This window comes from Pseudomonas sp. HPB0071 (genome assembly GCF_000478505.2).
Taxonomy (GTDB): Bacteria; Pseudomonadota; Gammaproteobacteria; order Pseudomonadales; family Pseudomonadaceae; genus Chryseomonas; species Chryseomonas luteola.
Map to the genome: position 1 here is coordinate 671,858 of NZ_KI517368.1, position 21,367 is coordinate 693,224.

General features: G+C 54.2%; 16 protein-coding genes. 9 read left to right on the top strand and 7 right to left on the bottom strand.

Annotated features, from left to right (window positions below; all coding sequences use genetic code 11):
• The first annotated feature begins 197 nt into the window (after window positions 1-197).
• Window positions 198-1,028 carry a formyltransferase family protein gene (locus tag HMPREF1487_RS22565; protein ID WP_010799080.1) on the top strand — a complete coding sequence of 277 codons (831 nt, stop codon included), beginning with the start codon at window positions 198-200 and terminating at the stop codon, window positions 1,026-1,028.
• Between the two features lie 91 nt (window positions 1,029-1,119).
• Here HMPREF1487_RS22565 and HMPREF1487_RS22570 read toward each other — a convergent pair whose 3' ends face one another.
• Window positions 1,120-2,037, bottom strand: a complete 918-nt coding sequence (locus tag HMPREF1487_RS22570) for a LysR substrate-binding domain-containing protein (RefSeq protein ID WP_037031208.1) — start codon at window positions 2,035-2,037, stop codon at window positions 1,120-1,122.
• Between the two features lie 167 nt (window positions 2,038-2,204).
• Here HMPREF1487_RS22570 and HMPREF1487_RS22575 point away from each other — a divergent pair, with 167 nt between their 5' ends.
• The 7 genes from HMPREF1487_RS22575 (at window position 2,205) to HMPREF1487_RS22605 (ending at window position 9,349) form a co-directional block, all read left to right on the top strand.
• Window positions 2,205-2,954: an SDR family NAD(P)-dependent oxidoreductase gene (locus HMPREF1487_RS22575; RefSeq protein ID WP_010799082.1), complete on the top strand. Its 750-nt coding sequence runs from the start codon at window positions 2,205-2,207 to the stop codon at window positions 2,952-2,954.
• Between the two features lie 108 nt (window positions 2,955-3,062).
• Window positions 3,063-4,361: an MFS transporter gene (locus HMPREF1487_RS22580; protein WP_010799083.1), complete on the top strand. Its 1,299-nt coding sequence runs from the start codon at window positions 3,063-3,065 to the stop codon at window positions 4,359-4,361.
• Window positions 4,362-4,382: 21 nt separating this feature from the next.
• Window positions 4,383-5,228, top strand: coding sequence for a transketolase (locus HMPREF1487_RS22585; protein WP_010799084.1), 846 nt, complete (start codon window positions 4,383-4,385; stop codon window positions 5,226-5,228).
• Window positions 5,228-6,247: a transketolase family protein gene (locus HMPREF1487_RS22590; protein WP_010799085.1), complete on the top strand. Its 1,020-nt coding sequence runs from the start codon at window positions 5,228-5,230 to the stop codon at window positions 6,245-6,247. The genes HMPREF1487_RS22585 and HMPREF1487_RS22590 overlap by 1 nt, the downstream gene beginning before the upstream one ends.
• A gap of 79 nt (window positions 6,248-6,326) precedes the next feature.
• Window positions 6,327-7,274, top strand: coding sequence for an alpha/beta hydrolase (locus HMPREF1487_RS22595; protein ID WP_010799086.1), 948 nt, complete (start codon window positions 6,327-6,329; stop codon window positions 7,272-7,274).
• A 252-nt stretch (window positions 7,275-7,526) separates the two neighbouring features.
• Window positions 7,527-8,183, top strand: a complete 657-nt coding sequence (locus HMPREF1487_RS22600; RefSeq protein WP_010799087.1) for a methyl-accepting chemotaxis protein — start codon at window positions 7,527-7,529, stop codon at window positions 8,181-8,183.
• A gap of 101 nt (window positions 8,184-8,284) precedes the next feature.
• Window positions 8,285-9,349, top strand: a complete 1,065-nt coding sequence (locus tag HMPREF1487_RS22605) for a serine hydrolase domain-containing protein (protein WP_010799088.1) — start codon at window positions 8,285-8,287, stop codon at window positions 9,347-9,349.
• A 68-nt stretch (window positions 9,350-9,417) separates the two neighbouring features.
• Here the strand turns inward: HMPREF1487_RS22605 and HMPREF1487_RS22610 are convergent, their stop codons facing one another.
• The 3 genes from HMPREF1487_RS22610 to HMPREF1487_RS22620 form a co-directional block, all read right to left on the bottom strand.
• Window positions 9,418-10,791, bottom strand: a complete 1,374-nt coding sequence (locus tag HMPREF1487_RS22610; RefSeq protein WP_010799089.1) for a GntP family permease — start codon at window positions 10,789-10,791, stop codon at window positions 9,418-9,420.
• Window positions 10,792-10,988: 197 nt separating this feature from the next.
• Window positions 10,989-11,522: a gluconokinase gene (locus HMPREF1487_RS22615; RefSeq protein WP_010799091.1), complete on the bottom strand. Its 534-nt coding sequence runs from the start codon at window positions 11,520-11,522 to the stop codon at window positions 10,989-10,991.
• A gap of 246 nt (window positions 11,523-11,768) precedes the next feature.
• Entirely contained in the window at window positions 11,769-12,503 is a 735-nt protein-coding gene (locus tag HMPREF1487_RS22620; RefSeq protein ID WP_010799092.1) for an SDR family NAD(P)-dependent oxidoreductase, read from the bottom strand.
• A 175-nt stretch (window positions 12,504-12,678) separates the two neighbouring features.
• On the opposite strand from HMPREF1487_RS22620, the gene HMPREF1487_RS26430 reads away from it, so the two are divergent.
• Window positions 12,679-15,954: a bifunctional diguanylate cyclase/phosphodiesterase gene (locus tag HMPREF1487_RS26430; RefSeq protein ID WP_051370269.1), complete on the top strand. Its 3,276-nt coding sequence runs from the start codon at window positions 12,679-12,681 to the stop codon at window positions 15,952-15,954.
• Between the two features lie 185 nt (window positions 15,955-16,139).
• On the opposite strand, the gene HMPREF1487_RS22630 is transcribed toward HMPREF1487_RS26430, so the two are convergent.
• The 3 genes from HMPREF1487_RS22630 to HMPREF1487_RS22640 form a co-directional block, all read right to left on the bottom strand.
• Entirely contained in the window at window positions 16,140-17,219 is a 1,080-nt protein-coding gene (locus tag HMPREF1487_RS22630) for a nucleoside hydrolase (RefSeq protein ID WP_010799094.1), read from the bottom strand.
• Between the two features lie 211 nt (window positions 17,220-17,430).
• A complete protein-coding gene (locus tag HMPREF1487_RS22635; RefSeq protein WP_371106395.1) occupies window positions 17,431-19,806 on the bottom strand; it encodes a glucose/quinate/shikimate family membrane-bound PQQ-dependent dehydrogenase in 2,376 nt (791 codons plus the stop codon).
• Window positions 19,807-19,889: 83 nt separating this feature from the next.
• A complete protein-coding gene (locus HMPREF1487_RS22640; protein WP_010799096.1) occupies window positions 19,890-21,035 on the bottom strand; it encodes an aldose epimerase family protein in 1,146 nt (381 codons plus the stop codon).
• Window positions 21,036-21,367: the final 332 nt, after the last annotated feature.

Here is a 21,367-nt window from a genome sequence, read left to right on the forward strand (position 1 = left end):
AAAAGATACATTCTTTAATTATGAGAAATGGCTTGAAAATATTCAGGGTGAAAAAAAGTTAAACGTCCGTTTTAATATATAAATAATTAATCCTTTTACTATCCAGGTATTAATGCCTTTACAGCGCTTGTTGTATATCGGTACAGTCACCTGTTTAAAACTGCCAGCATATGGGCATGGCGATCAGGCAAGTACTTATGACGTATAAGATGGTTTTTTTGGGCAGTAATGCCGCTGTTCTAGATTATTTTTGTTGCAGTCAAGATTTTGAGGTTGTGGGTGTCATTTGCGAAAGTCAGCTTTTGAATGACGACCTTCTAACCTGTACCGTTCTAAGAAATATTCCACTCAGCGTAGCTTCTTCCCATAAGGACATCGAAACGGCCCTGGCAGGTGTTAATGACATTGACTTCTGCGTCATTTGTTATTTCAGTCGGATCATCAAGCCCAATCTGTTAAGCAGGTTCAACTTCTTCAATATCCACACAAGCTACCTGCCAACCTATAAGGGAAAGCACCCACTCTTTCATGCCATCGCGGCGGGAGAGAAGGAGATCGGTATATCGCTGCACAAGGTTACGGTGGCCGTTGATGAAGGCGCGATCATCTCCAGAGAAAAGGTCGCTTTTTATTATTGGATGAGCGAAAAGGATCTGTTGCAGGCACTCTTTGCGAAGACGCCTGTGCTTATGGGTGACCTTGTCCGTTATCTGAACGGTGAGTTGGAGCCCGTTCAAAACAGCGAGGGCTCTTACTATCCGCCCTTCGCGGCAGCCTCCATCATCATCAACGAAAGCATGTCTGCATCAGACATCCTTAATCTCTCAAGAAGCCAGGCATGCTACGCCGGTGTCCGTCTGGCGTACGGCAGTCAGTGGTTCAGGATTCGAACAATTACGGTTTCCCAGATGAGCTCCCTGGGTGATCATGAGGTTTTCGGGCGTCTGCTTATAAACGGGCAGCAACCTATCGGCATCCAGATTGATCACACCTACTGTCTTAAATTTGCAGATGTCACTGCCGAATAGCAGTTGTTGCACATGCCTGCATGGGCCGCCTATAGTGGCTGCCGGCGGCCCGTTCTCCAGTGGTGTAGGTGGATTTCATAACCCTGCTCATCTAGTAGCTGAAGTCATGACCAAGCTCCTGCTGCAGCCAGGCGAGAAAGCGCCTAACACGAGGAAAGTCCGAGTGGCTGCGGGGAAATACCAGATGGTGTGCGCTGACCGGGCTACAGAATTCAGCACCAAATACCGAGACGAGCTTGCCCTGTTCCAGATATTCACGTGCCAGCAGGGTGCTTTCCAGTGCGAAACCCAATCCATGGCTGGCCGCTTCGAGTGTCATGTAGGAACGGTCAAAGCTTAGTGAAAACGGAGCCTCGGGAAGTGAAAGACCTTGTTGGGCAAACCATTGAGGCCATTGGACCAGGGTTGCCTCAGACAGAATCAGATTGCATGTCAGCAAATCGTGAGGAGCCGCTATCGGCTGTTTCTGCAGCAGTGCTGGAGAAGCCATGACGGCTACATGCTCATGGCGAATCGTTCGTACTTCGAGCGTATTCCAGTTGGGTACGCCGTGGCGGATATCCAGATCGACCTTGTCCCGGCTGAAATGCAGCGCCTCGTAGGAGCATGACAGGTTGATCTGTATGTCAGGATGGCTGGCTTGAAAGGCTTCGAGGCGAGGCAGTAACCAAAGCAGGCCGAAGCTAGGTGAGGAGTGCAGGCGCAGGCAATCCTGACTGAGATCACTGCTGGCCCGCTGAGTGGCTGTTGCAAGCGTATCGAGGACTCCAGATACGTCTCTCAAGTATTGCTCGCCACAGGGCGTCAGCGTCACGCCTTTGGCTGTCCGCCGAAACAACGGACGGCCAATTAACGTTTCCAGATTGGCGATCTGATGGCTGACCGCGGAAGGCGTTAGATCCAGTTGTTCGGCCGCCCTAGCAACGTTACCCAGGCGCGCTGCCATTTCAAAGGCTTGGATGGCCTTGAAGGGCGGAAGCGATAATAGGCGGTTTCCTTCGCTGGACATTATGTCTGTTCCCTCCTGTGGATACTGAAGCGTGCCAACGCTCCATGCTGAATTTTTTTCAGCATAGAGTGACTTTTTCAGGATTGCCAGCGCACTGCGAACCAGGGAATCTGCACACAACGGCCCGCCTTGAGCCGAATCCATAAAAATAATTCAGGAGCAGTCTTATGCTACTCGAAGGCAAGATCGCCATTATCACCGGTGCAGCTTCAGAACGCGGTATCGGCAGAGCCACTGCCAGAACCTTTGCTGAGCACGGTGCCCGCGTCGTTATTCTCGATCTGGATGAGGCCGCCTCGGCTGCTGCTGCGGCGTCCCTGGGTACCGAACACTTGGGGCTTGCCGCTAACGTAGCGAATGAAGCTCAGGTCAAGAATGCGGTAGCCAAAGTGCTGGAGCAGTATGGTCGTATCGATATTCTGATAAACAATGCCGGTATTACTCAGCCTCTCAAGACATTGGATATCCAGCGTCAGGACTACGACAAGGTGCTGGACGTTAGCCTGCGCGGTACGCTCCTGATGTCCCAGGCGGTTATTCCTGCCATGCGCCAACAAAAGTCTGGCAGTATCGTGTGCCTGTCATCCGTCTCGGCCCAGCGCGGCGGCGGTATTTTTGGCGGTCCGCATTACAGCGCTGCCAAGGCAGGGGTGCTGGGTCTGGCCAAGGCGATGGCGCGTGAACTAGGACCAGACAACGTACGCGTCAACTCCATTACGCCCGGGCTTATCCAAACCGACATTACGGGTGGTCTGATGCATGACGAGCGCCGTCACGCCATCATCGAAGGCATTCCGCTGGGTCGTCTGGGCGAAGCCAAGGATGTCGCCAATGCTGCGTTGTTCCTGGCCAGCGATCTCTCCGGTTACCTGACCGGCACCACACTGGATGTGAATGGCGGGATGCTAATTCACTGACGTTTCAAGGACGAGCCTGCGGGTGGCTCGTCCCTCGTGCTGCCTCTGACGTTCCGGCGAGTCTCTGAAAACTCGTCCGGCCACTATAAGAACAAGAGATCAGACACCATGACGACACTTACCCTCGACGCGGTTGCGACCGCGCGTTCAAACGCCTATCGCAAGACAGCCTGGCGGTTGATGCCTTTTCTAATGCTCTGCTATCTCTGCGCCTACCTGGATCGGGTGAACGTCGGGTTTGCCAAGCTCCAGATGATGAATGACCTGGCCTTGAGCGAGGCGGTCTATGGGCTGGGCGCTGGGATGTTTTTCATCGGTTACTTCCTGTGCGAAGTCCCGAGCAACATCATTCTGCACAGGGTGGGTGCCCGGCGCTGGATCGCCCGGATCATGATTACCTGGGGCATCATCTCAGCCCTGTTTGCCTTTGTCGAAACGGCATGGCAATTCTATGTGCTTCGCTTCTTGCTGGGCATTGCCGAGGCAGGGCTAGCTCCGGGCCTGCTGCTTTACCTCACGTATTGGTTCCCGTCCTACCGCCGCGCCAAGATGACGGTACTGTGGTTTATCGCCATCCCATTGTCCGGCATGGTAGGCGGCCCGCTGTCCGGCTGGATCATGGAGCGTTTCGCCGGCGTGCACGGTTGGGCCGGTTGGCAGTGGATGTTTCTGATCGAAGCCGTTCCTACCGTTGTGGTCGGTTTGATGGTACTGAGTTACCTGAAGGATGGCGTCAAGGATGCCCATTGGCTGGATGACGATGAAAAGAAACTGATCAGCAGCGAACTGGCTGAAGATGAGCAGCACAAGGTCACCCATGCCTCGGCAGGTGCGTTTATCCGTGATCGTCGGCTCTGGCTGTTGGCATCCATCTACTTTTGTGTGGTGATGGGCCAGTATGCAATCACGTTCTGGCTACCTACCCTGGTACGCAACGCCGGTATCGCTGATCCCTTGCATATCGGCCTGCTGACAAGTTTGCCGTACTGCTGCGCCATTGTGGCGATGCTGCTGGCCGGCCGAAGCGGGGATCGACATCGTGAGCGTCGTTGGCATCTGGCTGTTCCCATGGTGGCCGGTGCGACAGGTCTGACACTCGCCGCGCTGCTGGGTGGTCATATCAGCGCCTCCATCCTGAGCCTTTGCCTCGCTGCTGCCGGTATTCTCTCTGCCTCTTCACTGTTCTGGATGCTGCCTACCAATCTGCTGGGTGGTGTTTCGGCTGCTGCCGGCATTGCCGCCGTCAATAGCTTCGCCAACCTGGCGGGCTTCTGCTCACCTTATCTGATCGGCTGGATCACCACGTCCACAGGCTCCAGTGCGATTGGCATGTACCTCATTACCGGTGTGCTGGCATTCGGGGCCCTGTTGGTCTTCCGTATCCCTGCTGCCTTGGTCAATCGTTGAGTTCAAGCAAGGAGTCATACCATGCAAACACAATCTGCTCCGACAGGCGCGCCCGATCTCGCGGAGCGCGCCTACAACATTCGCCGCCATGCCTTACGCATGGGGCAGGTGCAGGGTCAGGGCTATATCGGTCAGGCATTGGGGGCAGCCGATCTGCTCGCCGCTTCTTACTTCCATGCAATGCGTTATCAGCCGGAAAACCCCGAGTGGGAAGGGCGTGACCGTTTCTACCTGTCTATCGGTCATTACGCCATTGCGCTTTACGCCGCACTGATCGAGGCGGGCATCGTTCCCCTTGATGAACTGGAAACCTATGGTACCGATGACAGCCGTCTGCCGATGTCCGGCATGGCTGCCTACACCCCCGGTATGGAAATCACAGGCGGCTCTCTGGGACATGGCTTAGGGATTGCCGTAGGGGCGTGCCTGGGCCTCAAGCGCAAGCACTCCGAGGCGTTTGTTTACAACCTGCTTTCTGATGGCGAACTAAATGAGGGCTCTACCTGGGAGGCAGCAATGTCGGCGTCCCACTGGAAGCTCGATAACCTGATTGCCGTGATCGATGTAAACAACCAACAAGCCGACGGGCGTTCCAGTGAAATCCTGACGTTCGAGCCGATTGTCGATCGCTGGCAGGCCTTCGGCTGGTACACGCAACGGATCGACGGTAACGATCTCGGTGCGTTGGTAACAGCATTCGATAATGCCAGGCAACACACCGGCCCCCAGCCTCGCGTCATCATTTGCGACACACGCATGGGTAAGGGCGTGCCGTTCCTGGAAACACGTGACAAGACCCATTTCATTCGGGTGGACGAGGATGAATGGGAAAAAGCCCTGGAAGCCCTTGAAGTCGGGAGAGTCTAATGAATACGCCAACCTCTGCAACTGTAACGGCCGAACCGGCCAAGAAGCGCCTGACTACATCGGCGATGATCGCATCCATTGCCAGCGAGGGCCAACCCACACGCCCAGCCCCCTTTGGTCATGCATTAGCGGCGTTGGCCGAGCAACGCAAGGACATCGTCGGGCTCTCGGCTGACCTTGCCAAGTACACGGATCTGCATATCTTTGCCAAGGCGCATCCAGATCGATTCTATCAGATGGGCATGGCCGAGCAGCTTCTGATGAGCGCCGCTGCAGGAATGGCCCGTGAGGGATTTACGCCATTCGCGACCACCTATGCCGTATTCGCCTCCCGCCGCGCGTATGATTTCATCTGCATGGCCATCGCCGAGGAAAATCTCAACGTCAAGATCGTATGTGCCTTGCCGGGGCTCACTACAGGTTATGGCCCGAGCCATCAGGCCACCGATGACCTGGCGATCTTCCGCGCCATGCCCAATCTGATGGTTATCGATCCGTGTGACGCATTGGAGATTGAGCAGGCTGTACCCGCTATCGCAGCCCATAATGGCCCGGTATATATGCGTCTGCTGCGTGGCAACGTACCGCTCGTGCTGGATCGATTCGACTATAAGTTCGAAATCGGTAAGGCCAAGACGCTCTGTCCAGGTAAGGATGTGTTGATCATCTCGACAGGACTCATGACCATGCGTGCAGTGGAGGCGGCTGATCGTCTCCGTGCCGACGGTATCGACGCGTCCATCCTTCATGTACCAACGATCAAGCCACTCGATGAACAGACCATCCTGGCGGAGGCCCGAAAGCCGGGGCGGCTTGTGGTAACAGTGGAAAACCATTCCATCATGGGCGGTCTGGGGGAGGCGGTCGCCAGCCTGCTCCTACGCAACGGTGTGACGCCGACGTTCAGGCAGATCGCGCTGCCGGATGCGTTTCTCGATGCTGGCGCGCTGCCTACTCTGCATGATCGCTACGGGATTTCCACCCAGGCGGTCGCAGCGCAGATCAAGGGTTGGCTGTAGTCGAAGCGACAAGGTGCGGATCACTGATTCTTACCTTGTCATTCTGTCTTCCTGGAATCCCTGACCGATATGCTCCCTTATGAAGACTCATGCTTTAGTTGATCCTGACTATCTGGCTTATGCCCAGCCACCCGGTGAGCCGTGGACCCAAGAAGCGCTACCTGCGATTCGCGATCGCCTGCGAGCCGGTTACCCGAGCCCGGCATTTCCCGGTTATGACCCAGTTGCCATTCCAGGTCCGAGTCTAGGCATCAGTCTTCAGCTATGTGTTTATCGACCTGAATCCAAGCTGCACACTAACCGACCGGCCATTTTGTACCTGCATGGAGGTGGTTTCGTCGTTGGCGACACGGCCATGGTTGACGATTACCTAACTGAGCTCGCCCAAGCATTGGGTGCAGTGGTCGTTGGCGTTGATTATCGCCTTGCGCCTGAAACGCCGTTTCCTGGGCCGCTGGAGGACTGTTATGCCGGTCTGGAATGGCTTTTCAAGCAAGCCGATACACTCCAGGTCGACAGGCATCGAGTATTAGTGATGGGGCATAGTGCTGGCGGAGGACTTGCCGCTGCACTGGCGCTCCTGGCACGCGACAGGGGCCGTTATCCTCTCGCCGGGCAGATGCTGATCTATCCCATGTTGGACTACCGAACCGGTACGGCAGAGGCACCTCTGTCGAATTCGAGTACGGGAGAATTCTACTGGACGGCAGAAGATAACCAGTTTGCCTGGAAATGCATGCAAGGCGCATATGAACTAAGCGCCAGCCAGATGGGTTATTTCTCGCCCGCATTGGCTGATGACCTGTCTGGTCTGCCGACTACGTTCATGGCAGTAGGCGCGCTGGATCTTTTCCTCGAAGAAGATGTGCAGTACGGTATGCGGCTTTCGCGTGCAGGTGTGCCGCTGGAGCTTCATGTTTACCCGGGCGTATTCCATGGGTTTGACCGTTTTCCTGGCCAGCGCTCCGACACCTGCCGTGCCGACATAAGTGCCGCGCTCAAACGCATGCTGAAGGTATCTCTTTAATTACAGTCACCACAGCCGACCCTGTCGGCTGTGGTAATCAAGAAGCTGCGTCTGAATCTAGGACCAGCCTCCGAAGGAGAATAGCAATGAGCGACTTGCCGATCATTGATGCACACCATCATCTGTAAGATCTGGACGAGTATTACTATCCCTGTCTCCACGAGGGCGTAAAACCAAGCACGCAATCGACTCAGGCTGAACAGATGACCGCTGCGGTCAACGAAATGACGAAGGTGGGTGAGGTTGCGGACTATGGAGCCTCCGCAGCCCAAGCAACAGGCACAGGTAGAGCAGGGTAATACGCTGATCGTCAATGCAGGCAAGGCGGTTCAGGCATTGGGTAGGACTATGGAGCAAGCCACCAATACGGTACAGATGGTATCTACCAACAGTGCAGATATCGAGAAAATCGTGGCCGTCATTAAGTCAGTGGCTGAGCAGACCAACTTGCTGGCACTCAATGCGGCAATCGAGGCAGCACGGGCGGGAGAACATGGACGGGGCTTTGCAGTGGTAGCCGATGAGGTACGCTCACTCGCCACGCGCACTCAGGAATCCACCCGCGAAATTGAAAGCATGATTGCAACCCTACAGGAAGGCGCGGCTACCGCTGCCAAGGAAATGCAGTTAAGCCGAAGCATGGCGCGTGACACCGAGGTGCTGACAACGGATGCTGTTGCCGCGCTTCAAGGTATAAGCCTTGAGGTAGGCGCAATTAACAGCATGAACACTCAGATTGCCTCAGCGTCTGCACAGCAGAGCGTGGTGGCAGAAGAGGTAAGCACCGACCGTATTCATGGGGCAAGCCTGGAAACCTCAAAAGGCTCACAACATATCGCGGATGCCAGTCGTCAGCTTGCTGGCCTGGCAAGTCAGCTAGCGGATCGAGTCAGCGTCTTCCAAGTGTAATTTAGGTGACTGGATGGTTCAGGCTTCACAAGATGTTCTACTCTCATATAACGTCTGAATGAAATGCTACGTAACGAGTTTAAGGGCATGTTTGTCCGTTAATGACGGTCGGATTTGTCATTCAGGTCAGTGTGGTTCTGGTCATGCCTCCGATCCTTCCGCTTGTTCGGCGTTTGGCACGTTTCAGGTCTATGGGGCTTATTGTATTGTGCTGGGTGTCTATCAGCGCCTCTGCCAATCCCAACTTGTCCCAGGTACTGGATGGTGCTCAAGCACTTGGGCCACTGGAAACGGTGATTGTCAGCCACGATGGGCAGGTGATGGCTGAGCGCGGTTATCGAGGGCACCGCACGACTACACCCACCAACATCAAATCTGCCTCCAAGCTGGTGGTATCAGCGCTGATCGGTATCGCCATTGACAAGGGGATTCTCAAAGGGACTGATCAAACAATCGCTCCGCTGTTGTCAGAAGACCTTCCGGCAAAACCAGATTTGCGGCTGAAGGACATTACGATTGGCAATCTCCTGTCCATGCAGGCGGGACTGGCGTCTACCTCAGGGCCGAACTATGGGGCCTGGGTTGCTAGCAGAAACTGGGTGAAAGCTGCCCTGGCGCGTCCTTTTGAAAACGACCCTGGTGGTCCCATGATCTACTCTACCGGCTCAACTCACCTGCTTTCGGCTATTTTGACCCGACAAACCGGGCGCTCGACCTTGCAACTGGCCCAACTCTGGCTGAAACCTCTTGATGGTTTTGCCATTACCAGCTGGAGTCGCGATCCGCAGGGTATCTATATCGGTGGTAACGAAATGGCCATGAGTCCACGATCATTGCTGGCATTTGGCGAACTGTACCGGAGGAAGGGTGTAACCCAGGACGGTAGCCGTCTGATCTCATCCCGTTGGGTAGAAGAATCCTGGCAGGTTCGTACCTACTCACGCTATACCGGGGATGGTTATGGATATGGCTGGTTTGTTACGCGAATCGCGAACCAGGAGGTGTATTACGGCTGGGGATTCGGTGGGCAGATGCTGTATATCGTGCCCCGCCAGAAGTTGACGGTCGTCATGACCTCAGATGGTAGCGCCTCGGCTGCGCGCTCAGGGCATCGGGACGACTTGCACCGCTTGTTGGGCAGCATTATCGAGATTTACGCGCAGTAAGGCTTTACGACAAGACTGGGATAGTCTTCCGGACAGGTGGTTGCTCACCTGTCCGGTTTTACGCTCTGTCAGAGTATCAGGCTGCCTATCCAGGCCAGCACGAAAGCGATAGTACCAATGAGCGTTTCCATCACGGTCCAGGTCTTGAGCGTGGTTTTTTCGTCCATATCAAGGAAGCGACCCACCAGCCAGAAGCCAGAGTCGTTTACATGTGAGAGCACAGTAGCGCCGCCGGCAATCGCTACGACGATAAAGCACAGATCGAACTGGCTCAGTCCACCGGTTGCGGCTACGGTTGGTGCCATGAGTGCGGCTGCGGTTGTGAGGGCAACGGTTGCCGAACCTTGGGCTACCCGTAGCGCCGCCGAGATCACAAAGGCCGCAACGATTACCGGAAGTCCGGTATCTGCCAGCATCTGAGACAGTGCGTCGCCAATGCCACTTGTACGCAGCACACCACCAAACATGCCACCTGCGCCCGTCACCAGTACGATGGAGCAGATAGGGCCGAGTGCGCCGTCACATACTTTTTCCAGATGCTTACGGCTGTGTCGACCGCTAAAGACGATCAATGCAAAGAGCACGGTGATCAGCAAGGCCACTGGCGTCTTGCCCAGCATCCGCAGGAACTGGACCCATGTGCTTTTGCCATTGACTGTACCCATAACGCTCAAGGTATTCAGGCCGGTATCTAGAAAGATCAGGATCAAGGGCAACAACAGGATAGCAAGTACGGTAGAGAAGCGGGGCGGGGTAACTGTAGTATCACGGTCAGCATCGGTCAAAAAGCTTGCCGGAATACCAACATGAAATTTCTTGCCCGACCACAGGCCGAACAGATAAGCGCCAAAATACCAGGTAGGCAGCGCGATGATGGCTCCAACGATAACCAGCAAACCGATGTTTGCACCCAGAAGTTCTGCGGCAGCAACCGGGCCTGGGTGCGGCGGAACCAGCGCGTGCATGGCGGCAAATGCACCGGCCGCCGGTAACGCATAGCTCAGCGTAGAGCCGCCCAGACGCTTGGCCACACTGAAGATGATCGGCAGCATCACGATCAGCCCCGCATCAAAGAAGATGGGAAAGCCGAAAAGCAGCGATGCTACGCCAAGTGCGAAGGGCGCACGGTGTTCACCGAAGCGATTGATCAGGGTGTCGGAGAGAACCTGGGCACCGCCTGTAATCTCTAGAAGACGTCCGATCATGGCGCCCAAGCCAACCAGCAATGCCACCGAGGCAAGGGTATTACCAAAGCCGGTCAATAATGTCGGGACTACCTTGTCAAAAGGGATCTGCGTCGCGAGTGCTGTCAGGATACTTACCAGCACAAGCGCCAGAAAAGCATGGACCTTAAATCGCATAATCAAGAGGAGCAACAAAATTACAGCGCCTGCTGCTATGAGGAGCAATATACTGGCGCTGAGCGCAGTAGGTTCAGTCATGGTGGGCCACTTTCTATTGTTGTTGGTCGTTAGCGAAAGCCATACATGTGCGCGCCTGACGCCTGAGGACTACCAGAACGTCAACACCCTCGCTGCAACATGCAGTGAGGGTGAGGTAAGGAGCAAAGCCATACATGCCGGACATGTCGCCTCACATGTTATTGTTATAGATGAAGCGTTAACGGGAGTCCGGCCGGTCAGGCGCTTTTAACAGCCGCAAACGTATCGTTCCACCAGTCGGACGCCTGCTGGCTGATCACCTCGATGGGCAGTGTCGCGTCCACAACAAGGGTCGCGTCTTCCTGAAGAGGCGGCTCCAGCGCTGCAAACTGGCTATCCACCAGGCTTGCGGGCATGAAATGCCCAGGCCGGTTGGCAACACGCACGGCTGCGTCTTCACGGGTAAGATTCAGAAATACAAAGCCCAAGCCTGGAACAGCGGAACGGAGCTTGTCACGGTACTTCTGTTTGAGGGCGGAACAGGTGAGAACGGGCTTGATACCTGCGTTTACGGCATCAGCCATTTCCTGACCCAGGCGAGTCAGCCAGTCGGCGCGGTCTTCATCGGTGAGCGGAATGCCAGCACTCATCTTGGCGATGTTTGCAGCAGGATGAAACTGGTCACCTTCGATCAGGACGCCACCGCTGCGTTGAGCAATGGCCTCACCAATGCAGCTCTTACCGCAACCAGCCACGCCCATCACAACCAGGGCAGGGATATACGCATTCATAGGATTCTCCAGCCGAAGATAGCGCTATCTTTAATTAAGAAATCTGAACAGATAGCGGCTTCGTATGTTGTAGCTCTTGTTTGCCAGATGATGCATCTCGAAAACAATGACGATTAACTGCTTTAATTTTCGAGATAGCGCTAACTTAAGCATACCGCCCGGACTTGGCAAGCGCTTTTAGTGCCTAGGCCCCGCAAAAAACGTGGCGGGGTAAAGGCTGACGCCTGCTGAAGGATGAGTTGTTCGTTACCGTTTTGGGCTCATAAGGCCAGCGGTCTCAGCACCGTCAACGGTGAGCGTAGCGCCATTAATATAGCTTGATGCAGGCGACAGCAGCCAGTAGATCGCTTCGGCTACCTCTTGGGGCGAGCCCAGGCGGCCTGCGGGTATCCGTGAGGTAAGCGCAGCAAGATGAGCGGCATCCTGAATAACCTGGTCCATCATGCGCGTAGCGATCTGCCCAGGGCACACTGCGTTGAAGCGCACCTCTAAGCCATATTCCAACGCCAGCGCCTGGGTGAGTCCCAGCAGAGCGGCCTTGGTTGCACAGTATGCTGCAAGTCCTTGTTCACCCGTCTTGCCTGCAATGGAAGACACTGTAACGACCGCGCCATGTGCTGCCCGCAGGCCCGGAAGCGCATGCTTGATGTAGAAAAACACCGAGCGCGTGTTTACCGCGAAAAGATGATCCCAGGTGTCCTGAGTCATCGTGGCGAACTCACCACGGCTGGACATGCCGGCACTGTTGACCAGGCCGGACAGTCGGCCCTCTCCCAATGTCATTGCATGCGATACGACCTTTTGGCAGTCCTGCTCACTTAAGACATCGCCTGCCACGAAAACTGCTGTCTTCAGCCGTGTCTGCAGGGCTTTCCCTGCATTTTCGTCCCGGCCGGTAAAAACGACCTGATGCCCTTCAGCAACCAGTTTTTCAACCACCGCCGCGCCAATGCCCTGGGTGCCACCCGTTACGATAAACATGGTTTGCTCTCTACGTGGTTTCAGGGCGTGCCTGTTCTTAATCAAGTAAAGCGGGGAATCTCTAACGAACCAATGGCGGTGTATTGGCTCAGACCTATAACAAGCCAAGCCGTAGCCTATCGTGGAGCGGTTGTTGCTCTACCCGCATACTGACCTTCAGGCGTACCTTTTAATTATGGATCAAACGACCCAGCCTCTTGATCTTGCGCAGTGTGACAGGGAACCGATTCATATTCCCGGATCGATTCAGCCACACGGTATATTGCTTGCTATTGACCCTGATACCCAGACTATTCAACAAGTTGCCGGTGATACTGTGCGGTTTTTAACACGAAACCCTACTGACTTGCTGGGGCAGCCAGTCGATACGATTTTTGGGGCCGAGGCCGCGACGTCTCTTCTGACGCTCGAGCCTGATATGACTGAACCTTTATATTTAGGCTCGTTGTCGCCGGCAGGCAACCTTGGTATACCTGTAGATCTAACAGCACATATTTGCAATGGTGTGTTGTTTCTAGAGCTGGAGCCTTCCTCAGAGCATCAAATCACTGCGGCGCAGAGGGTCGGCGAGATCCATCGGGTTCTTACAATTTGGAGTGCCACAACCAGTCTGCACGCTCTGCTTAAGAGTGCAAGTGAGGAGTTTCGCCGCCTGACCGGGTTTGATCGGGTAATGATTTATCGGTTTCTAGAGGATGGGACTGGGCTTGTCGCATCTGAAGACAAGATCGATAGTCTTGACGCGCTCCTCAATCATCATTATCCCGCCTCCGACATTCCCAGGCAGGCGCGAGCGCTTTATCTTCGGAATCCCATCAGAACAATAGCGGATGCTGGGTATACACCTGCTCCGCTCATTCCGGTATTGAACCCCATTACAGGTCAGCCATTGGACATGAGCGGATGCAGCTTGCGCAGCGTTTCGCCCATTCATGTTCAATATCTTAAAAACCTGAACGTTACAGCCTCTATGTCCGTCTCGATAGTCGTGGATGGGCAACTATGGGGACTTGTCTCCTGCCATCATACCTCTCCCAAACGGGTCTCTTATGATATGCGCGAGACCTGTAAACTATTAGGGCAGACGCTGGGCCAATCGATTAAGGCGCATTTGGAAAAAGCGATTAACAATCAGGCGCAGCAATTGGCTTTTGCTCGTGAAGAGTTACTCAATAGGCTGACAGGGTTGTCTGCTGTTGAAGAAAGTATTCGGCGCTATTTGAAGGATGTTCAGCACCTTGTTCACGCAGAGGGTGCAGCACTGCTTCTTCACGGTAAGCTTACCCTACTGGGCAGTACGCCATCTGAGGAGCAGGCCCGAGCATTGATAGAGTGGCTTCTGGAGCCATCCATGCCGACTACCTTTGCGACCAAAAGACTTGTAGATCATTATGAGCCTGCAAAGGTGTATGCCACCCAGGCCAGCGGCTTACTGGCGGTTGTAATCTCGCACAGTCCTCCGTTTGTATTGCTATGGTTCAGGGCCGAGTATCTTGAAACCATTAATTGGGCAGGTAATCCCCATAAGCCAGTTGAGCCAGGTTCTACTCCTGGGCAGTTGACGCCGCGAAAGTCATTTGAAGACTGGAAAGAAACGGTTCGCTACCAAGCCAAGCCCTGGTCAAAGGCTGAAATAGATTCAGCCCGAAAGTTTGGCCGGGCGCTTCTTGATATGCGCATGAAAGACATGCTCCAAGGTCTGAACGGGCAGCTGCAGAAAATGCTGGTCGATAAGGAGGTTCTCCTTGCCAGGAAAGACTCGCTAACCAAAGAGGCGCAAGAGCACATTCAAACGCTGCATAAGCGTGAGGCCGAACTGAGTGCCATCCTGGAAAATACCAGTGACGGGTACATCTGTACGGATGAAAGGGGGGCTGTTACCGCCTGGAATCGCAAAGCCGAAGAGATCTTTCTCTGGAGTCGAGAAGAAGCAATAGGCGCGTCTATAGAGGATTTGATTATTCCGCCGATGATGCGTCAGGCTTATCGTGACGATTTGAAAGGCTTCCTCGCCACAGGAGAAAGTAACAATGTGGGCAAGGTTGTCGAACATTCGGCGTTGCGTAAGGATGGGATGCTGATTCCCGTCGAGACACGCATCACGGCGATCCAAATTGACAGCCGTACGATCTTCAGCGCCTTTGTACAGGATATTACGCCGCGCAAACTCCAGGAAAAAGCGCGATTAAGAGATGCTCAGGAGGACGCTCTGACGGGCCTGGCCAACCGGCGTATGATGTATCGCTTTCTCAAGGCGAGGTTGGAGGCCAAGCCTACCGCGGAGAATCCGCTTTGGCTCCTGTACCTTGATCTGGATGGTTTCAAACCCATAAACGATACCCTTGGGCACGCGGCTGGTGATCAGATGTTGGTTGAGGTTTCTCACCGGCTGAAACAATGTATGCGTGAGGATGATCTTGTCTCCCGTATTGGGGGCGATGAGTTCGTCATTGTAGCCAGCGGTCTGCCAAACCGGGCTTTTATTGAAAAACTCTGCGAGCGACTCCTTAATAGCCTGCGAAAGCCTGTGTTGATCAATAAGCATGAGGTGAGTGTAGGATGCAGCATGGGGATCGTTTCGGCGCCGGAGGATAGCTGTCAGGCTGACGATCTCTTGCGTTTTGCCGATATAGCGCTTTACGAAGCCAAAGCGTCAGGCCGGAACACGTGGCAGTTTTACACCTCACGGATGAGTAGTCGTCTTCTGGTTCGGCGGCAACTCGAGACGGATCTTAGACTAGCCTTACGTCGAGACGAATTGCGCTTGGAGTTTCAGCCCCGTTATAAGATACGAGGCGGTCATCTAACAGGGGCCGAAGCCTTGGTACGGTGGCAGCATCCTCTACGCGGCTATTTAAGCCCTGACCATTTTATTTCCATTGCGGAAGAAACCGGCCTAATCGTGCCATTGAGTGACTGGGTATTACGCAGGGCGTGCCTAGAGGCTACGCGGTGGCAGGACTCGGCCTTTGTCTCGGTCAATCTTTCACCGATAGAATTCAAGCGCAGTGACTTGGTAGCTCGCATACACGCGGTTCTAGAGGAAACCGGGCTTGCGCCTGAGCGCCTGGAGCTTGAGATTACCGAAAGCGTTATGCTTGATAACACCAACGATGCTTTGGCTATTATGCGAGCACTCAAGGAGCTAGGCGTTAGGCTAGCCATGGATGATTTTGGCACCGGCTACTCGTCATTAAGCTATGTCCATACTTATCCCTTCGACGGCATCAAGATCGACCGTAGCTTTATTGCCGCGTTGGATGGCTCGTCTAGTGGCGAGGCGATCATCGAAGCCATTATTGGTTTGGGTCGTGCTTTATCGCTCACTGTTACGGCTGAAGGCGTTGAAACCCAGGAACAGCTTGAATTATTGACTCGGCTTAATTGCCATCAGGCACAAGGGTTTTATTTAGGCCGCCCCGCGCAGGGTGATCTGCTTATGACTCACTAGCATGATTTGTAGATACGCAACTTCCCTGGTACCGCGGGGGCCTGGTTAAAGCAGCAAGGGATCTAACACTATCCGCTAAGTTTTTATTTAGAATTTCTGGCTGCGGAGGATGTGCCAGCAGCGCAGACCTGTGTGGAGGCAAGGACAGGGTTGCAACAATACAGCTGGCAACCCTAGGCACCACTTCATGGTCGTTTGACTGGGGCAGGCAACGTAACCAGCTTTACATAATCATTCCAAAAGGCTTGTTGATCGATACCAAATACCACCTTGGCTTTCTGGGTGCCTAATGGGGGATTCTTGTGGTAGCCCAGTGACCTGCCGTAGTTCGGGCCAAAGTGGGTATCAACGTCAACCCAAAGGTCTTTCGATTCGGTTACCAGTTCCGGGTGCACCAGGAAGAGCGCCGGCAGACTGTCCCAGGTAAAACTCTGGTAGGCAGGGTCCTTGTCGAACTCAGGGCCCAGGACTGTCTTGTACAGATCAGGGATAACCCCTTCAGCGGCCACGATGCGCTTGTAGACGCCTGCGTTGAAGATGACCTTTTCGCAGACGTCGTTGGGAAAGATCACATGCTCTATCGGCGAGCGTAAAACGATCCGTGCAGCCTCCGGGTCGAACCACCAGTTGAATTCTGCTGCGGGCGTGGTATTGCCTGGAATCTCGATGGCGCCGCCCATGTACACGATCCGCTTGATCAGCGGCACGATCTCAGGTGCGCTGCGGATGGCCAGGGCAAGGTTAGTCAGCGGGCCGACAGCCAGAATTGTGACTTCATGGGGGTGCTGCTTGATGCTGTCGATAATGAACTGGGTCGCTGATTCAGGGCGTACCGTCGTATGGGTGGCGCGGCCATCCGGAGGCGCGATGAGCGCATCGGCTGAAGTCGGTCGTGGACCTTTGAAGGCGCCAGGCCATCCTGCGCCAAACAGCGCCTGTTCTTGCGGGTACGTCGAGAGGTCATGTAGAAGCGGGTAGGCTGCGCCAGAATAAACGCCGACCTCCTTTTCCACGCCCATACGCTCGACGGCCTTGAGGGCGTCTACCTGCTCTTGATCCACCCAAGCATTGCCGCTCACCAACGTCATGCCCAACAGCTCGATCCGTTTTTGCGCATGCAGTTGCGCCAGCATGATGAATGCCTGACCGTCATCATTGAGTACATTGAAGTCGGTATCGAAAATAACCTTGTCTGCAGCCTGTATAGGGCCTGCCAGAACGCCAAAGGCCAGGATGGCGGCGCAGTATTTGAAGAGTGCTCGCATCGGTTGGGGGCTCTTGTTGTAATAGTGATGCAGCAAGTGAGACAGGTCTCATCTGCCCGAGAGCTGTATTGCCAAGCATAACGCAGCGGCAATGAACTCTGCCAACAACGACGTTTATTTTGGCAGGCCAATTCCTAGGCATAATGCAGAAACAGCGAAGCCCGGATGAGATTTCCGGGCTTCGCGTAGAGGTCAGCTCTGATTACGAATTTTACTTCGTATCGGGAAGGGCGTATGCAATCAGATAATCACCCATTTTGGTGCCAAAGGAGCCGTGCCCGCCCGCCATGATGACAACGTACTGCTTGCCGTTGGCTTCGTAGGTCATGGGTGTGGCCTGGCCACCAGCCGGTAGACGTGCCTCCCATACCTTGTCGCCATTGGTCACGTTATAGGCGCGGATATAGTTGTCCTGAGTACCGGCAATAAACATCAGGTTACCTGCTGTCGAGATCGGGCCTCCTAGCATGGGGACACCAATTTTCAACGGTGGCAGTTGAAGCCCCTGCAGACTGTCCCGAATCGTACCGATTCGCTTACGCCAAACTACTTCGTGGGTTTTCATATCGACCCCGGCGACATAGCCCCAGGCCGGCTGCTTGCACGGAAGGCCCAGCGGTGACAGGAACGCATTTATCTCTACACCAAACGGCACACCATATTGAGGCTGAATGCCCGTTTCGGTGCCGGTCCCTTTGGCGCCTTCTTCTGGCCACATGGGATTACCCGGGCCGCGCGGAATCAGCTTTGACACAAAGGGCAGCGCCATAGGATTCATTAACGCTATTTGGCGATCGGAGTTGACGGAAATGCCACCCCATTCAAAGACGCCAAGGTTACCGGGGAAAACAATCGTGCCCTGTTCGGACGGTGGCGTGTATTGACCCTTATAGCTCAGGCGCTTGAAGATCACGCGGCACATCAGCTGATCGAACATGGTGGCGCCCCACATGTTCTTGTCAGTCAGTGTCTGGATGGGGGTCAGGTTCAAGGCGGAGCGAGGCTGCGTCGGGCTTACCCAATCGCCTTCTGCGGCGCCCTGTGGTACCGGCACCTCCGTAATGGGCACAATGGGCTTGCCGTCACGACGATCCAGTACGAACAGATTACCCGCCTTGGTCGGTACGTAAACAGCAGGAACCGTGTCGCCAGATTCTGTCTTTACATCAGCAAGAGTAGGCTGGGAAGGTACATCCATGTCCCAGAGGTCATGGTGGGTAGTCTGATAAGACCAGACCAGTTTACCGGTCGAGCCGTTCAGCGCAACGATGGCACTGGCATAGCGCTCCATAAGCGGCGTACGGTGGCCGCCCCAGATATCAGGCGTGGCGTTACCTGTCGGTACATAGACTACATCTGCAGCGGCATCATAGGCCAAGGGTGCCCAGGCGTTGGGTGAGTTGTTAACCAGGGTCTTGCCGTCAGTCGGGATCGCATTGGGATCTTCTGCACCCGTATCGAATATCCACTGCAACGCGCCGGTATTGACGTCATAACCCCGGATGGCGCCTGATGGCTCATGGATAGAGAAGTTGTCAGTAACTGAGCCACCAATGATTACTGTAGTGCCCGTTACAACCGGCGGTGAGGTGGGCTGTAAACCACCTGGATAGGTATAAGGATGCATCTCCTTAAGATCCAGCTCGCCATTGTTGGCAAATTCGCTACATGGTTGGCCATTGTCTGCGTTGATGGCAAAGAGACGGCCATCATTGACGGGCAGGAAGACCTTGCGTGGGCAGCTGGTTTGAGCCTGGGGTTTACCGGCGAGGCTGGCTGCAAACTCCGTGGTGTTGGCTTGATCGTAATAGGATACCCCACGGCAGGTCAGGTGCTGGTAGGAGGGTTCCGATTTAAGCTTGGGATCGAACCTCCATTTTTCCTTGCCTGTAGCCGGGTCCAGCGCTACCAATATCTGGTGCGTGGTGCAGATATACATGTTATCGCCAATCTTGATTGGGGTCAGTTCGTTAGTGGTTTCCCCCGAATCGTTCTCGGTTCTGGACTCGCCACTACGAAATGTCCAAGCGACCTGCAGGTCTTTGACGTTGTTCTCGTTGACCTGATTCAGCGGCGAGTAGCGCGTACCGCTTTGGGTCCTGCCGTAGGCAGGCCAGTCCGCCGGGCTGATACCCTCTACCGGCTGAGCCTGGGCAGGTTGGGTAGACGCCAGGCTGCCATTGATCTCCTGCGGATCATTGAAGATCGAATACACCAGTACGGCAATGGACAGCACCAGCGTTGCAGATAAAAAGGTTTTGCTGGCTCTAAGACCTGCGCCAATGCCACGCGTTACTCCGGGAATCAACAGCCAGATGCCCAACAGACCGAGAATATTCAGGCGTGGTACGAGAGCCCAGAAATCGGTGCCTGCTTCCCAGAGGCCCCATACGAGCGTCACGAGCATCAGTACCGCATAAAGCCAGATCGCGGCGGTAGAGCGACGCGCGAGCAGAATAGCGCTGATCAGCAGAGCAATACCGCTGATCACGTAATAATACGAGCCGCCTAATACTGCAAGCCAGGCCCCTCCAATCACTAAAATTACCGCGAATATAACGGCGATAACCGCAGTGAAAGTTCTCAATCCAGACCTTGTCGATAAAGTGCTCATCAACTGTTTCTCTCTTTGTAAAAACGCGCGGATCCTTTAGTGAACTATCAAAGGCGTTATTGAATACCGAAACGGAATACGGTCGTGCTATTAAATACCTCCCTAGGTTTTAATACCGTACTAGGAAAGTCCGGTTGGTTCGGGCTGTTTGGATAATGCTGGGTTTCAAAGGCAAACGCTTCAGTCTGCCGATATACCTTGCCGCCTGCGCCCGTTACGTTCCCCTTGAGAGCATTACTGGTATAAAACTGCAAGCCGGGTTCTGTAGTCAGGCACTCAAGTGTGCGACCCGTTCCATGATCAACGACCTTGGCCGCATCTTGTAACGCCTTTGGATCAGCGCCTTTGTTCAATACCCAGTTGTGGTCAAAGCCATGGGCATAAAGCAGCTGTGGGTCGTTGGCGCGAATGTCTTTGCCAATGGCTTTAGGCCTTCGAAAGTCAAAAACACTGTTTTCCACCGGTTGCAGGGTACCGGTAGGGATCGACTGAGCATCGGTGGGAAGATAATGATCGGCATTTATCTGCACCACCTGATCCAGGACTCCATGAGTACTGTCAGGTCCGGCCAGATTGAAGTAACTGTGGTTGGTCAGGTTGATGACCGTGCTCTTATTCGTCTGGGCCTGATAGTCAATACGAAATGTGTTGTCGTCAGAAAGGCTGTAGGTAACGGTTAGCTGGAGGTTGCCTGGAAACCCCTGATCGCCCTCTGGGCTGTTTAGCTTCAGGGCAGCCTTGACCACAGGGCCTTCAGTCACCAATGGCGTGACCTGCCAGATGCGCTTGTCATAGCCCTTGCTACCGCTGTGCAGCGTATTAGGACCATCATTTCGTTCGAGCTGATAGTTTTTTCCGTCAAGTGTGAACTGCCCTTTGACGATGCGATTGGCGTAGCGGCCAATCAGAGCGCCAAAGTGGATGCCTTCACGAGCATCCACGACTTCGTAACCATGCAGATCATCGTACCCCAGCACAATGTTGGCGCGTTTGCCGTGTCGGTCAGGCGTAATGATCTCCGTAATAACACCACCAAAACTTAAAAAAGAGACGCTTACGCCTTTGTCGTTAGTCATGGTGTAGCGCGTTACAGAATGGCCATCTCGCGTGGTGCCGTAAGATTCCTGAGACAACGTCGAAGCAGCGCTGTATTGGCTGGCGAATATGCCTAAAGCAGCTACGAACAAACCTGAAGCCCGCATTGTTATAAGTCCACCTAATTGAGCAATACAGGTCAGAGTCAAAATGTTACAACTCGTTCGTTGCCAAAGTGCGATAAACACTGGATTAGATCTTTCACGTACAAAGTGTCAGGAAATTAGGCGGTTTGGACTTCTATTCGTCTCTACGCTGATAACTGAACGTAGCCTGATATGGCCGATTTGTCCGAGGTTTTCTGCAATCGTGCGATATGCAGACAAGGTTGTACCTAATGAAAGTTTTAAGGGTCGTGAGCAAGCGGAACGAATAGCAATCCTTGAATTCTGTGAAAATTTAAATGCTTTTAAAGCGATTCAAAATTTGTTTTCGTTGT

Coding starts and splice junctions, on each gene's coding strand:
- HMPREF1487_RS22565 (WP_010799080.1), top strand. CDS start 198: ATGACGTATAAGATGGTTTTTTTGGGCAGTAATGCCGCTGTTCTAGAT.
- HMPREF1487_RS22570 (WP_037031208.1), bottom strand. CDS start 2,037: ATGTCCAGCGAAGGAAACCGCCTATTATCGCTTCCGCCCTTCAAGGCC.
- HMPREF1487_RS22575 (WP_010799082.1), top strand. CDS start 2,205: ATGCTACTCGAAGGCAAGATCGCCATTATCACCGGTGCAGCTTCAGAA.
- HMPREF1487_RS22580 (WP_010799083.1), top strand. CDS start 3,063: ATGACGACACTTACCCTCGACGCGGTTGCGACCGCGCGTTCAAACGCC.
- HMPREF1487_RS22585 (WP_010799084.1), top strand. CDS start 4,383: ATGCAAACACAATCTGCTCCGACAGGCGCGCCCGATCTCGCGGAGCGC.
- HMPREF1487_RS22590 (WP_010799085.1), top strand. CDS start 5,228: ATGAATACGCCAACCTCTGCAACTGTAACGGCCGAACCGGCCAAGAAG.
- HMPREF1487_RS22595 (WP_010799086.1), top strand. CDS start 6,327: ATGAAGACTCATGCTTTAGTTGATCCTGACTATCTGGCTTATGCCCAG.
- HMPREF1487_RS22600 (WP_010799087.1), top strand. CDS start 7,527: ATGGAGCCTCCGCAGCCCAAGCAACAGGCACAGGTAGAGCAGGGTAAT.
- HMPREF1487_RS22605 (WP_010799088.1), top strand. CDS start 8,285: ATGACGGTCGGATTTGTCATTCAGGTCAGTGTGGTTCTGGTCATGCCT.
- HMPREF1487_RS22610 (WP_010799089.1), bottom strand. CDS start 10,791: ATGACTGAACCTACTGCGCTCAGCGCCAGTATATTGCTCCTCATAGCA.
- HMPREF1487_RS22615 (WP_010799091.1), bottom strand. CDS start 11,522: ATGAATGCGTATATCCCTGCCCTGGTTGTGATGGGCGTGGCTGGTTGC.
- HMPREF1487_RS22620 (WP_010799092.1), bottom strand. CDS start 12,503: ATGTTTATCGTAACGGGTGGCACCCAGGGCATTGGCGCGGCGGTGGTT.
- HMPREF1487_RS26430 (WP_051370269.1), top strand. CDS start 12,679: ATGGATCAAACGACCCAGCCTCTTGATCTTGCGCAGTGTGACAGGGAA.
- HMPREF1487_RS22630 (WP_010799094.1), bottom strand. CDS start 17,219: ATGCGAGCACTCTTCAAATACTGCGCCGCCATCCTGGCCTTTGGCGTT.
- HMPREF1487_RS22640 (WP_010799096.1), bottom strand. CDS start 21,035: ATGCGGGCTTCAGGTTTGTTCGTAGCTGCTTTAGGCATATTCGCCAGC.